Origin of the sequence: Actinocorallia sp. A-T 12471 (assembly GCF_033875155.1) — a bacterium.
Lineage (GTDB): Bacteria > Actinomycetota > Actinomycetes > Streptosporangiales > Streptosporangiaceae > Actinocorallia.
Genome location: NZ_JAWZTE010000007.1, coordinates 78,350 through 91,479, shown reverse-complemented (window position 1 = coordinate 91,479; position 13,130 = coordinate 78,350). Strand labels below are relative to the sequence as shown.

Sequence of the window (13,130 nt, the reverse complement as noted above, 5' to 3'; positions counted from 1 at the left end):
GCGCGTCCGATGCGCTCGCGCGGAGGCGTCCGGCAAAAGCTCTTCGGATTTGTCCGGTGACCCGCGGTGAGAATGCGTACTATCCGTGGCGAACCGTGCACCCGAAGCAGGCGAGGGAACCATGGACGAACTCACCGGCGGCCGCCCGGGCAACCTTCCCCCCGCGTCGCCCCCGCCCGTCGGCAGGGCGGGCGCGACCTCCGAGACCGCAGCGCTGCTGCGCCTGGCCAGGCTCGTCACCGTCACCGGGACGGCGGGCATCGGCAAGACGCGGCTCGCCCTGCACGTCGCCGGCCTCGTGGCCGACGACCACCCCGACGGCGTCTGGTTCGTGCCGCTGTCGAACCTGCTTGACGCGGCGATGCTCCCGCACGTCGTCGCGTTCGAGATGAAGGTCCGCGACCAGACCGCGCGGCCGATGGTCGAGATCCTCGTGGAACACCTCGCCGACCGGCGCTGCCTGCTCGTCCTGGACTCGTGCGAGCACCTGACCGCCTCCTGCGCGCTGCTCGCGCGGGTGCTGCTCGACGCGTGCCCGGGGGTGACCGTCCTTGCGACGTCGCGCGAACCCCTCGACGTCGAGGGCGAGGCGGTGCTCGCGCTCGATCCGCTGGCCGTGCCCGGCGAGCACTGGGACGGCGTCGCGGACACCGCCGCTGTCTCCCTGTTCGTCGCGCGGGTGCGCGACGTCGAACCCGGCTTCGCCGTCACCGCCGACAACGCCGCCGCGATCGGCGCGCTGTGCCGTCGGCTCGACGGGCTGCCGCTCGCGCTGGAGCTTGCCGCCGCCCAGGTCGGCGCGGTCGGCGTCGCGGAGCTCGCCGCGCGGCCCGCCGCCGCCCCGGACGCCGTCGGCGGCGGGCCGTGGCCGCGCGGCTCCCTGTGGACCGCGATCGGCTGGAGCCACGAGCTGTGCACCCCGCGCGAGCGGCTCATGTGGGCGCGGGCGTCGGTGTTCGCCGGGCCGTTCACCTCGGCGGCCGCCGTCGAGGTCTGCGGGGGAGGCCCGCTCGACGACGTCGAGACCGCGCTCGACGGGCTCGTGCGCAGGTCGGTGCTGCGCCGCGAGGGGGGCCGCTACCGCCTGCTGGACAGCCTGCGCGACTACGGGGCCGCCTGGCTCGCCGAACTCGGCGAGACCCGCGCGCTGCGGCTGCGGCACCGCGACCGCTACCTCGACCGGGCCCGCCGCGCGTTCCCGTCGTGGACCGGGCCGGAACAGGTCGTCTGGTACACCCGCATCCGCGAGGACTTCCCCGAGATCAGGCTCGCCGTCGAGACATGCCTCGCCGAGCCCGGCACCGCGGCGCAGGAGCTCGTCGGGGCGCTGTGGTTCTTCTGGTTCACCTGCGAGCACGCCCGCGAGGGCAGGCAGTACCTGGAACGCGCGCTCGCCGACCACCCGGAGCCGGGACCGCTGCGGGTGCGCGCGGTGTGGGCGCTCGGCGGCATCATGATGGTCCAGGGCGACCTCGGCGGCATCGGCTGGTGCGTGCGCGAGTGCCGCGGCGCGGCCCCCGACCCGACCGCCCTGCGCGCGGGCGACTACCTCGAAGGCACCGACTTCGCTACCAGCGGCCGTCCCGACCTCGCCCTGGAACGGCTCGTGGACCTCGCGGCGGCGGCGTGGTCGGGCACCGTCCAGGAGGCGATCTGGATGCAGGCGCGCGCCGCGCTCGCCTTCGCCAGGTACGTCGGCGGCGACCTGCGGGCCGCCGAGGACCTCGGCTGGGAGCTGCGCGCCGACGGGGCGCGGCGCGGCGAGGAGAAGTTCCGCTCCTGGGGCGACTACATGATCGCGCTCGTCCGGCTCGCCGAGGGCGACCACGCCCGCGCCGCCGACCACGCGCGCTCGGCGTTCGACGGCTGGCGGCACCTTGACGACAGCGCCAACATGGCCCTCGCCCTCGAGGCCCTGGCCGTCGCGGGGGCGGTCGGCGGGGAGGCTGAGCGGGCGTCGGTGCTGCTCGGGATCAGTGACCGGCTGTGGCGCGCCGACGGCGGCCGCGACCGCTTCACCGCGCCGCAGATCCTTCAGGCGCGCAGGGAGGCAGAGGAGAAGGCGCACGCCGTGCTCGGCGCGGACGTCTGGACCGCCTTCTACCGCTCGGGATACCACTCGGCCTGGCCCTACGACGGCAGGTGAGCGCCGCGGGCCGGGTGCGCGGAACCCGGCCCGCGGCAGTCCGCCCCCTCGGGTGTCAGGCTCCCGGCGTCAGGACCCGCAGTCGGAACCCTGCTGTCGGAACCCCGCTGTCAGGACCCCGCGCGCAGCAGCTTCAGCACCTGGTCGAGCTTGGCGTTGGTCGACGCGAGCTCGCTCTTCAGGCCGGTCACCTGGTCCTGGAGCACGCGGACCTTCTTGTTCACGTCGGTGAGGACGCTCTCGGCCTGCCATGTCGGGTTCTTCGGGTCGTCGGCGGGCGACGGCATCACGTCGCGCTTCCAGACGGCGTCGTAGATCTCCTTGGGCGACGGCATGTCGTCCTCTCCTTCGGTGATGAGCTGCATGAACTTCGCCCACGGGAACGGGCCCGCGACCTCGGGATCGCCGTGGTCGGTCTGGCCGAACGCGTCGCTGACTGCCACGTGCGAGCAGATGCCGCGCCTGCCCGCGCGCAGCTGTGCGGCGTTGACGCGGACCAGCGGCACGTCGTGCTTGGCGGCGAGTTCGCGGACGAGCTTCGCGCCGAGCACGAGCATCGCCTTGTGGTTGTCGTCGTCCCAGCGTTTGGGCGAGCCGGCCTGCGGGTCGCACAGCTCGATGCCGAGCGTCCCGGTGTTCGGCGGCGCGTGGTAGGCCACGACGTCGTCGCGGACGCACTGGACGATCTCGCCGGGGTCGACCACGTAGTGGGCGCTGCCTCCGGCGTTGCTGCTCTGGAAGTAGCGGGCGACATTGCGCGCACCACCCCGCACACACGGTGAAACCGTGGCATGGATGACGATCCGCAGGATTCGCCCCTGCTTCCCGCCGTGCTTCAACGCACCGATATAGGGATAGGCCACCCAAGCCCCCTCGGATCTCCGGCCATCCCCGATGATAATCACGGCCGGAGCGCCCCTCCGGCCCTTCGTCCAAATGCCCGTGACCCGTTACCCACCCGTATCCATCGCGCTCGCGGACGCGTCCGGCCGCTGACCTCCCCGGCTCCGGGAACCGTCCGCGCCGCCCGCCGACGAAAACGAGACCCAAGTCACTCCGGGCCGCCCGCGGTCAGCACGGCGAGGCATGTCGTGCGCAGGTCCGCGGCGGCCGCCGCCGCGGCCGCGTCGTCGAAACCGGGGTCGGCGTAGCGCTGCTCCAGGTCGGCGAGCACGACGAGCATGTGCAGGAACATCGCCCGCAGCCGTTCCTCGGTGAGCCCGGGGAGCCGCGCGAACAGCAGCGGGACGAGCTCGGTCATGCCCGGGTAGTGGTCGCTGGAGAACGGCCACGAGCGGTACCCGCCGGACAGCACGTACCGGCTGGTGAAGCGCAGGTACCAGCTCTCGCCCCGGTGGGTGAGGACATGTTCGGACAGCGGCCCGAGGAACGCCTCGACCAGCGCGGGAAGGTCGCCCTCGCGGCCCGCCGCGCGCAGCTCGGCGATCATCTCGCGGCGGCGCACGTTGAGCGGGGTCATCCGGAACTCGTACAGCGCGTCGACGAGGCCGGTCTTGTCGCCGAAGTGGTACTGCACCGCCGAGTTGTTGCGCTGGCCCGCCGCGCCGGCGATCTCCCGCAGGGACACCTCAAAGCCGCGCTCGGCGAACAGCCGCTCGGCGGCGTTCAGGATCTTCTCGCGCGCGTGCGTCGCCCGTGTCATAAATATTGCCTTTTCCTACCAAGTAGCCATAGTATCCGGCACGAATTAAGACAGCCTGTCTTAATCCCGCTTCACTGTAGTGAGGAGACCACCGTGACCACGGTTTCCCCGGGGTGTGCCGCGTGAACGGGTCGATGCTGCTCATCATCGCCGTCCTCATGCTGGGCCTCGGCCTCGGCCTGACGGTCGAGGACTTCCGCCGCGTCCGCCACCACAGGCTGACGATCGCCGTCGCCCTCGGCTGCCAGCTGCTCGTCCTGCCGCTCGTCTGCTTCGGGATCGTCAGCCTGATCGGACTGCCGCCGTACGCCGCCGTCGGGCTGATGCTCGTCTCCGCCGCGCCGGGCGGCCCGCTCGCCGGCCTGTACTCGCACCTGTTCGGCGGCGACGTCGCCTTCAACCTGACCCTCACCGCCGTCAACTCGGTCCTTTCGGTCTTCACCCTGACGATCATCACCAACCTGTCCCTCGCGCACTTCCTGCCCGACGAGGACGGCGTCGGCCTGCACGGCGGCGAGATCGCCAGGGTCTTCGCGGTCGTGCTCGTGCCGATCGCGCTCGGGATGCTCGTGCGCGCCAGGGCGTCGCGCGGGTTCGCCGACCGCGCCGAGCGGGTGTTCCGGATCGTCTCCGCGCTCGGCCTCGGCCTGCTCATCGTCGGCGGGCTCACCTCGAACCTCTCGGTGCTCACCGCCAACCTCACCACGGTCTTCCCCGCCGTCCTGCTCTTCGCGGCCGCGAGCCTGGCCACCGGGTACGCGGCGGGCCGCCTCACCCGCGCGGGGAGCGCGGTGTCGATCGCGGCGGGCATGGAGATCGGGTTCCACAACGCCGCGGTGTCGCTGACGCTCGCGCTGAGCATCGCCGACGACTTCTCCATCGCCATCCCCCCGAGCATCTACGGCCTCACGATCATGATCGTCGCCGCAGTGTTCGGCTTTGTCCTGCGCCGTCTGTCGGCCGACCCCGCCCCCGCCGCCACGGCCTGACCTCCCCGGGAGCACCACGATGACCTCCGAGCCGATCTTCCGCCGCGCCGAGCGGCCGCCGCACAAGGCCCCCAACGTCGTCGCGATCGTCCTCGACGACACGGGATTCGCCCAGCTCGGCTGCTTCGGATCCGACATCGCCACCCCGCACATGGACAGGCTCGCCCAAGGCGGCCTGCGCTACAACCGGTTCCACGTGACGGCGCTGTGCTCGCCGTCGCGCGCCGCGTTCCTCACCGGACGCAACCACCACGCCGTCGGCATGGGCTTCCTCGCCGACATCCCGCTCGAACACCACGGGTACACCGCGCGCATCCCGAGGTCGGCGGCGACGCTCCCGCGCATCCTGCGGGACAACGGGTACTCCACCCTCGCCATAGGCAAGTGGCACCTCACGCCGCGTTTTGAGCGTTCGGCCGCGGGCCCGTTCACGCACTGGCCTCTGGGCGTCGGCTTCGAGCGGTACTACGGCTTCCTCAACGGCGACGCCAACCACTACGCGCCTAGCCTCGTGGAGGACAACCACTACGTCGATCCGCCGAGGTCGCCGGAGGAGGGCTACCACCTGACGGAGGACCTCACCGACCGCGCCATCACCTACCTTGAGGACCACCGTCACGCGGCCCCGGGCAAGCCGTTCTTCCTCTACTACGGCCTCGGCGCGATGCACTCGCCGCACCACGTCGCGCCCGAGTGGGTGGAGCCGTACCGGGGGAGGTTCGACCAGGGCTGGGAGGCGTGGCGGGAGCAGGTGTTCCAGCGTCAGGTCGCCTCGGGCGTCGTCCCGGAGGGGACCGTCCTCACCGAGCGTCCCGAGTGGGTGCCCGCGTGGGACTCCCTCAGCGACGACCAGCGCCGCATGTACGCCCGTCAGCAGGAGGTCTTCGCGGGCTTCCTCACCCACACCGACGCCCAGATCGGCCGCCTGCTCGACCACCTCGAGCAGGCGGGGGAGCTCGACAACACCATCGTGGTGCTGTTCTCCGACAACGGCGCGAGCGCGGAGGGCGGGGTGGAGGGCAGCGTCAACGAGCACAGGTTCTCCGCGCACGTCCGCGAGTCGCTGGAGGACAACCTCGCGCACTACGACGACTGGGGCGGGCCGCGCACCTACAACCACTACTCCTGGGGCTGGGCGTGGGCCGGGAACACCCCGTTCCGGCTGTGGAAGCGCTACACCTGGCTCGGCGGCACCCGGACGCCGCTCGTGGTGCACTGGCCGTCGGGGATCGCGGCGGGCGGCGCGGTGCGCGACCCGATCGTGCACGTGAACGACCTGTTCCCGACGCTGCTCGACGCGCTCGGCATCACCGCTCCCGAGGCCGTCGACGGGGTCGCGCAGCAGCGGATCGACGGCGCGAGCTTCCGCGCGTCCTTCGCCGACCCGCAGGCCCCGGCCCCGCGCGAGACCCAGTACTTCGAGATGCTCGGCTCGCGCTCGCTCATCCATGGCCGCTGGAAGACGACGACTGACCATCTGTCCTCCGGGGTCCTGGACGAGGAGGAACTTCTCACCGGGAGCCGGGACTTCGAGGAGGACCACTGGGCGCTGTTCGATCTTTCCGCCGACTTCTCGGAGTCGGCTGACGTGTCGGCCGAGCATCCCGAGGTCGTCGCGGAGCTGCGCGCGCTGTGGGACCGCGAGGCCGAGGCCAACCACGTGCTGCCGATGTACGACGGCCTCACCGACAGGTTCGGCGCGCTGATCGGCCCCGCGTGGCCGTCGGGCGAGGACCGGACGTTCCGGCCCGGCGCGTCGCCGGTCTGCGACGAGTCGCTGCCGATGCTGTTCGGCGGGTTCAGGTTCACCGCCGAGGTCGAGGCGGCCGCCGAGCCCGACGGCGTCCTGTTCGCGCTCGGCGACTGGTTCGGCGGGTATGCCCTGTTCGTCACCGAAGGGCGGCTCGCGTTCGCGTTCGCGCGCTCGGACGGAATCCTCGAACTGACCTCGGACCGGCCGCTCACGCCAGGCCGTCACTCGCTGGGCGTCGCGCACACGTTCGCTGAGGACGGCTCGGCGTTCCATCTGGTCCAGGACGGCGAGATCGTCGCGACGCTCGACTTCACCGGCATGCTGCCGTTCGCGCTCCAGCACGGCGGCGCGCACCTCAGGCTCGGCGGGGACATCGGCCTGCCGGTCTCCGAGCGTTACACGACGCCGTCGCGGTGGAACGGCACGCTGGAGTCCGTGCGGCTCCAGACCCCGGGCGGGGCGCAGCGCGACCCGTTGGGAGACCTGCGCGCGGCGCTGCACGCCGACTGAGCCTGGCATGTGCGCTGGGTCACCTTGACGGAGATCTTAGGCTGAGACATATTCAGGCGAATGTCTCATCCCTGACGAGGTGACCCAGTGTCCGCTCCCGCCGTGCCCCCCGAACTGCGTGAGTTCGCGCTGACGGGACTGACGTTCTGGACGAGGCCCGAGCCGTTCCGCATGCGGGCGTTCGCGAAGATGCGCGCGCTGGACGCAGCGCCGTTCGTGCCGCTGGTGAAGATCCCGTTCACCAGGTCGGCCCCCGGCTTCTACGTCATCTCCCGGCACGCCGACGTGCTCACCGCGAGCCGCAACGCCGAGCTGTTCAGCAGCGAGCCCGCCTCGAACACGCTCATGGAGATGCCGCCGTGGGCCGCGCGCTTCTACGGGTCGATGATCAACATGGACGACCCGGAGCACGCCCGCATCCGCCGGGTCGTGTCCCGTGCGTTCAGCCCGCGCATGCTGGAACGCCTTGACGACGACCTGCGCCGCCGCGCCGCCCGAATCGTCGACGACGTCGTCGCCGAGGGCCCGCGCGACTTCGTCGCCCAGGTCGCGGCACGGCTGCCCGTCGAGATCATCTGCGACATCATGGGCATCCCGGACACCCACCAGGACATGATCCTGCGGCACACCAACACGATCCTCGGGTACACCGACCCCGAGTACAACGGTATGAAGTCGGACGACCTGGACAAGCCGCCCGGCGTCGCCGACACACTGCGCGGTGCCGTCCGGATCGTGCGGGCGGGGAACGACCTGTTCCGGCTCGTTCGCCGCCTTGGCAAGGAGCGGCGCGGGTCGGGCGGGGAGGACCTCGTGACCAGACTCGTCACGCCCAACGCCGAGGGCGAGGCGCTGACGTCGCAGGAGATCGGGTCGTTCTTCGTGCTGCTGGTCGCGGCGGGCAACGAGACCACGCGCAACGCGATCGCGCACACGCTGCGGCTGCTGACCGAGTTCCCCGACCAGCGCGCGCTGCTCCTCGAGGACTTCGAGGGCAGGATCGCGGGGACGATAGACGAGGTGCTGCGCTACTCGCCGCCGGTCATCCAGTTCCGGCGCAACGTCACCCGCGACACCGAGCTACATGGGGTGAGGCTGAAGAAGGGCGACATCGTCGTCATGGTGTACCCGTCGGCGAACCGTGACGAGACGGTCTTCACCGACCCCGACGTCTTCGACATCACCCGCTCGCCCAACCCGCACGTGGCGTTCGGCGCGCCCGGGCCGCACTACTGCATGGGCACCCACCTGGCCCGCCGCGAGATGACGGTGCTGCTGCGCGAACTCCTCACCCGCCTGCCCGACGTCAGAATGGACGGGGAGCCGGACTTCCTCGCCTCCTACTTCATCAACGGGATCAAACGGATGCCGTTCACCTTCACCCCGCCCGGGGAAGGCCGGTGACGTCCGTCCGCGACCGGCTCGCGTGGGCCCGCGCGAGCGCCCGCGCCGGGCTCCTCGGCCCGATGGGACCGCGCACCGCACGCAAGGTCGCACGCGCGATGCGCGCCTACGGCGCACTGGGCGCGGCGACGGCCGTCGGCGCGGCCCGCTTCGGCGACCGCCCCGCGCTGGCCGACGACTTCGGCGTCCTGAGCTACCGCGCGCTTGACCAGGCGGTCGAGGGCGTGTGCTCAGCCTGGGCGGCCCGAGGCATCGGCCCGCAAGACCGCGTCGGCGTCCTCTGCCGCAACCACCGCGGCTTCCTCATCGCCCTGACGGCCGCGACCCGCCTCGGCGCCCGCGTCGTCCTCCTGAACACCGATTCGGCCGCACCGGAACTGGCCGCCGTCACCACGACCCAGGCCCTCACGGCCCTGGCACACGACACCGAGTTCACGGAACGCCTGTCCGGCCTCGAGTTCGCGCGCGGCACGTTCACCGCCGACCCCTGGCCCACGGACGCATCGGGGTCCCCACCTGTGGAGTCCGACCTTGCGGTGCTCGCGCGTGAGGCGGGCGAGGTTCCGCCGCCGCCGTCCGTGCCCGGCACGTTGGTGATTCTCAGCAGTGGGACGACCGGGCGGCCCAAGGGGGCGCGCAGGTCGCCGGCTCCGGGGGAGCCGCTGGCGCTCCCGGGTGGGATTCTCAGTCGGATTCCGTTCCGGGGCGGGGAGGCGGTGTTCGTCGCGCCGCCGCTGTTCCACGGGTGGGGGCTCACGTCGGCGACGCTCGCGCTGTCGCTCGGCTGCACGCTCGTGCTGCACCGGAGGTTCGCCGCCGAGCGGGTGCTCGCCGCGCTGGCCGAGGCGCGCTGCGCGGCGTTCGTCGCGGTGCCGACGATGGTGAGCAGGCTGCTCGCCGCACCCGGGTTCGGGTCGGCCGATCTCGGCGCGCTGCGGATCGTGGTGGCCGGGGGAGGGCCGCTGAGCGCGGAGCTGAGCGGCCGCGTCATGGCGGCGCTCGGGCCCGTTCTGTACAACTTCTACGGCTCGACCGAGGCGTCCTGCGTCGCGATCGCCACGCCCGCGGACCTCGCCGCCGCGCCCGGCTGCGCGGGCACCCCGCCGCCCGGCACCCGCGTGACGGTCCTCGGCCCCGACGGAAGCCCCGTCCCGCCCGGCACGGTCGGCCGTATCCATGTGGCGAGCCCGACGCGGTTCGAGGGCTACACCGGCTCCGAGCAGGCCGCCCACGACGCACGCGCCGGGCTCGGCCTCGGCGACCTCGGCTTCTTCGACGACGGCGGCCGCCTCCACGTCACCGGACGCGCCGACGCCATGGTGGTGTCCGGCGGCGAGAACGTCCACCCGGCCGAGGTCGAAGAGCTGCTGGAACAGCACCCCGACGTCATCGAGGCGGCGGTCGTCGGGGTGCCGGACGCGGACTTCGGGAGCAGGCTGCGCGCCTACGTCGTCACCTCGGGCGGCCTCGACGCCGACGCCGTCAGGGCGCACGTCGCGGCCCGCCTGTCCCGCGCGAAGGTCCCGCGCGACGTCGTGTTCGTCGCCGCGCTGCCGAGGACCGCGACGGGCAAGGTCCGCAGGCACGAGCTGCCGTGACGCCTCAGCCCGCGAGGGCCTCGGCCTGGATGCGCGGGAACTGGGCGGCCATCGCCTCGGCGAGCGCGTTGGCCCCCGACAGCGGCCTGACCATGACCATGAAGTCGACGATCTTGCCCTCGGCGTTCAGCCGGAGGAAGTCGCAGCCCTGGACCGTCTTGCCGTTCACCTTGGTCTGGAAGACGAGGGCGTGGTCGTCGCCGTCGGCCTCGCCGATCTCCCGCAGGTACTCGAAGTCCTCGAAGACCCGCATGACGGCCCGCAGGATCGCCGCGGTGAGCGGCTTGCCCTCGTAGGGCTTGAACGCGACGGGGCTGGTGAAGACGACGTCGTCGGCGAGCAGGTCCTCGACGGCGGCGGTGTCGCCTGCCTCGATGGCGGCGCGGAAGGGATGCATGGGCAGGTGCTCCTCGATCGTTCGCTTTCTGGCTCACCGGACGATAGGCCGGAAGGCCGAGGTATGTCCAGATATGAATATCAAACAAATTGAGTAGTCAACGCGGCGGGTAGGATGCCGGGCATGGCACTGCGCAACGCGATCATGGCCGCGCTTCTGGAGGGCGCGGCCTCGGGCTACGACCTCGCCAAGAACTTCGACGTCTCGCTCGGCAACTTCTGGATGGCCACGCCGCAGCAGCTCTACCGCGAACTCGAGCGGATGGAGGCCGACGGGCTGCTCAGCGCCCGCGTCGTCCAGCAGGAGCGCCGTCCCAACAAACGGCTGTTCTCCCTCACCGACGAGGGCCGCGCCGCACTGTACGCGTTCACCTCCGCCCCGCCCAAGCCCGGCGCGATGCGCGAGGAACTCCTGGTGCAGGTCCAGGCCGTCGACGTCGGCGACGCGGCGGCCGTCCGCGCGGCCATCGCCGAGCGCCGCGCCCGCGCCGAGGCCAAGAGCGCGCTCTACGAACGCCTGCGCCAGCGCCTGCTCGACGGCCGTACCGAGGACGACTTCCTCGCCACCGCGGAGCGCGTCGGCCCCTACCTGAGCCTGCTGCGCGGCATCGCCTTCGAGCGCGAGAACATCAGCTGGGCCGAGCACGCGCTCGCCGCCCTGGAGCGCAGGGCGGCCCGCGAGCCCTGACCGGGCCTCAGCCCTGCGGGAGCACCGGAAGGAGTTCCGGGCGTTTGGCGGTGCGGCCGTCGCCGGAGGAGACGCCGCGCAGCCGGCGCAGCGCCCACGGCGCGAGGGTCGCGGCGGCCCAGGCCGCCTCGCGGTAGACGCCGCTCAGCGCCGATGGCCGGGGCAGCGGCGGCAGCGGCTCGGTCCATGCCGCGTGCGGGCCCGGCAGGCCGAGCGTGTGCGCGACGACGGAGGCGATGCGCGCGTGCCCGAGCGGGGCGGCGTGGATGCGGTCGGCGCTCCACAGCCGGGGGTCGACGGTGACGTCATGCCCGAACGTGTCGACCACGAGCACGCCGTGCCTGGCCGCCGACGCGCGGATGCGTGCGTTGAGGTCGACGACGCGGGGCACGAAGCGGCGCGCGAGCGGCGCGATGCGGCCCAGGTCGGGGAAGGTGAACGTCACGACTGTCGCGCCCGATGACGCGAAGGCCGCGTAGGTCGCGTCGAGGTCGGCGGCGACGGCCGCCGCGTCGAAGGACGGCCTGACCAGGTCGTTCATGCCGGCCATGACCGTCACCAGGTCGGGGGCCAGGGCGAGGGCGGGGCCCACCTGCTCGGCGCGGATCTCGGCGGTGAGCCTGCCGCGCACCGCGAGGTTGGCGTACCGGAATCCCGGCTCCTCGGCGGCCAGCAGCTCCGCGAGCCGGTCGGCCCAGCCCCGGTAGCCGGTCGCCTCGTCCCCGTCGTTCATCCCCTCGGTCTGGCTGTCGCCGACCGCGACGTATCTGAGAAAGCCCATGCCGCCCGATAGTAGTCAACTATGCGACTAATGTCGCCGTTGTCTATGTGGGCGGCGCGCGGAGGCCGCGCGCCGCCCGGGGATCAGGCCAGGCCGAAGAACACCGAGGCGTAGTACGGGCCGCAGATGGCGGCATGGCCGGTGCCCGGCTGGCCGCAGTTCGTGATGCCGGAACCCGGGTCGACCGGGGCCTGGTGGCCCATCCCGCTCACCGTGTAGGTCTCCAGACGGCCGTCGCCGTAGACCCGCTTGGTGACGCCGGAGACGGGCGTGGTGGTCGAGGCCGGGACACGGCTGACGCCGAACACGTCGGTCCACTGGTCGCGCTGGTAGTCGAGGGAGCGCGGCGAGATGACGGGATCGTCGGACCCGTGCCACAGCTGCACCTTCGGCCGGGGCCCGGTGTATCCCGGGTAGGCGCTGCGCACGCGATCGCCCCAGGTCCGCGCGCCGGTGAAGTTGAGCGGCCCCGAGCACTGGCCGAGCGGCGGCGTCGTGAAGTACGCGGTCTCGGTGTCGGCGCAGCCGTAGGCCATGCCGAAGAACACCGCGCCCGCCCTGAAGAAGTCGGGGTAGGCGGCGAGCATGACGTTGGTCGCCGCGCCGCCGCCGGAGTACCCGGTGACGAACACGCGGTTCAGGTCGGCGCTGTGCGCGCCCGCCAGGTGCTGGACCATCCTGACGACGGACAGCGCCTCGCCCTGTCCCGCGCGGGTGCGGTCGGCCTGGTTCCAGGCGCTGAAGCACTTGTGCGGGATGAGCCCGCCCGCGCCGACGTTCTCCGGCTTCTGCTCGGGCATGACGAGGGCGAACCCGAACGCGTCGGCGTACTTGCGCCAGCCTGTGTTGACGTCGAGGTTCTGCGCCTGCCCGCCGCAGCCGTGGAACAGCACGACGACGGGAGCGCCCGCGGGCAGGGAAGGCGGGACATAGGCGAACATGCGCAGGTTGCCGGGGTTCGCCCCGAAGTTCGTGACCTCGTGGAACCCGGTCGCGGCCGACGCGCGGACGGCGTACGCGCCCGCGCCGGCGACCGCGGCGATGAGCACGGCGAGCACGGCGACCGCGACGCGCAGCGCGCGGTGGGGGGAGATGCGCTCGTACATGGGACCACCTCTTGATGGGGGAACGCGGGCGGGAGGCGGTCCGCGCCTCGCGTCGAGCCGCCTCCCGGCCTCCCTTTGTCCCGGGCGGGCCCGGCG

11 protein-coding genes are annotated in these 13,130 nt (G+C 72.2%); 6 read left to right on the top strand and 5 right to left on the bottom strand.

Annotated elements, in window-relative coordinates:
• Positions 1-121: 121 nt before the first annotated feature.
• The gene (locus R9X44_RS20675; RefSeq protein ID WP_319815865.1) at positions 122-2,146 is read left to right on the top strand and encodes an ATP-binding protein; all 2,025 of its coding nucleotides are present in this window, start codon (positions 122-124) and stop codon (positions 2,144-2,146) included.
• Between the two features lie 110 nt (positions 2,147-2,256).
• On the opposite strand, the gene R9X44_RS20670 is transcribed toward R9X44_RS20675, so the two are convergent.
• Entirely contained in the window at positions 2,257-3,009 is a 753-nt protein-coding gene (locus R9X44_RS20670; RefSeq protein WP_319815864.1) for a peptidoglycan recognition family protein, read from the bottom strand.
• 188 nt (positions 3,010-3,197) lie between these two features.
• Positions 3,198-3,809 (bottom strand): TetR/AcrR family transcriptional regulator, encoded by a 612-nt coding sequence (locus R9X44_RS20665; protein WP_319815863.1) that lies wholly within the window; start codon positions 3,807-3,809, stop codon positions 3,198-3,200.
• Between the two features lie 122 nt (positions 3,810-3,931).
• Between R9X44_RS20665 and R9X44_RS20660 the strand changes: the two genes are divergently transcribed.
• The 4 genes from R9X44_RS20660 to R9X44_RS20645 all read left to right on the top strand — a co-directional run bounded on the left by R9X44_RS20660 (position 3,932) and on the right by R9X44_RS20645 (position 10,063).
• On the top strand, positions 3,932-4,798 hold the full coding sequence (locus tag R9X44_RS20660) for a bile acid:sodium symporter (protein ID WP_319815862.1): 867 nt from the start codon (positions 3,932-3,934) through the stop codon (positions 4,796-4,798).
• A 19-nt stretch (positions 4,799-4,817) separates the two neighbouring features.
• Positions 4,818-7,061: an arylsulfatase gene (locus tag R9X44_RS20655; RefSeq protein WP_319815861.1), complete on the top strand. Its 2,244-nt coding sequence runs from the start codon at positions 4,818-4,820 to the stop codon at positions 7,059-7,061.
• Positions 7,062-7,148: 87 nt separating this feature from the next.
• Entirely contained in the window at positions 7,149-8,465 is a 1,317-nt protein-coding gene (locus tag R9X44_RS20650) for a cytochrome P450 (protein ID WP_319815860.1), read from the top strand.
• Entirely contained in the window at positions 8,462-10,063 is a 1,602-nt protein-coding gene (locus R9X44_RS20645) for an AMP-binding protein (protein WP_319815859.1), read from the top strand. Before R9X44_RS20650 ends, R9X44_RS20645 begins: the two co-directional genes overlap by 4 nt.
• Before the next feature lie 4 nt (positions 10,064-10,067).
• Here R9X44_RS20645 and R9X44_RS20640 read toward each other — a convergent pair whose 3' ends face one another.
• Entirely contained in the window at positions 10,068-10,460 is a 393-nt protein-coding gene (locus R9X44_RS20640) for a nuclear transport factor 2 family protein (RefSeq protein WP_319815858.1), read from the bottom strand.
• A 123-nt stretch (positions 10,461-10,583) separates the two neighbouring features.
• Between R9X44_RS20640 and R9X44_RS20635 the strand changes: the two genes are divergently transcribed.
• The gene (locus R9X44_RS20635) at positions 10,584-11,147 is read left to right on the top strand and encodes a PadR family transcriptional regulator (protein ID WP_319815857.1); all 564 of its coding nucleotides are present in this window, start codon (positions 10,584-10,586) and stop codon (positions 11,145-11,147) included.
• A 7-nt stretch (positions 11,148-11,154) separates the two neighbouring features.
• Here the strand turns inward: R9X44_RS20635 and R9X44_RS20630 are convergent, their stop codons facing one another.
• Positions 11,155-11,928 (bottom strand): SGNH/GDSL hydrolase family protein, encoded by a 774-nt coding sequence (locus tag R9X44_RS20630; protein ID WP_319815856.1) that lies wholly within the window; start codon positions 11,926-11,928, stop codon positions 11,155-11,157.
• 83 nt (positions 11,929-12,011) lie between these two features.
• Positions 12,012-13,034, bottom strand: a complete 1,023-nt coding sequence (locus R9X44_RS20625) for a PHB depolymerase family esterase (RefSeq protein ID WP_319815855.1) — start codon at positions 13,032-13,034, stop codon at positions 12,012-12,014.
• Positions 13,035-13,130 lie beyond the last annotated feature (96 nt).

Coding starts and splice junctions, on each gene's coding strand:
- R9X44_RS20635 (WP_319815857.1), top strand. CDS start 10,584: ATGGCACTGCGCAACGCGATCATGGCCGCGCTTCTGGAGGGCGCGGCC.
- R9X44_RS20665 (WP_319815863.1), bottom strand. CDS start 3,809: ATGACACGGGCGACGCACGCGCGCGAGAAGATCCTGAACGCCGCCGAG.
- R9X44_RS20655 (WP_319815861.1), top strand. CDS start 4,818: ATGACCTCCGAGCCGATCTTCCGCCGCGCCGAGCGGCCGCCGCACAAG.
- R9X44_RS20640 (WP_319815858.1), bottom strand. CDS start 10,460: ATGCATCCCTTCCGCGCCGCCATCGAGGCAGGCGACACCGCCGCCGTC.
- R9X44_RS20675 (WP_319815865.1), top strand. CDS start 122: ATGGACGAACTCACCGGCGGCCGCCCGGGCAACCTTCCCCCCGCGTCG.
- R9X44_RS20625 (WP_319815855.1), bottom strand. CDS start 13,034: ATGTACGAGCGCATCTCCCCCCACCGCGCGCTGCGCGTCGCGGTCGCC.
- R9X44_RS20630 (WP_319815856.1), bottom strand. CDS start 11,928: ATGGGCTTTCTCAGATACGTCGCGGTCGGCGACAGCCAGACCGAGGGG.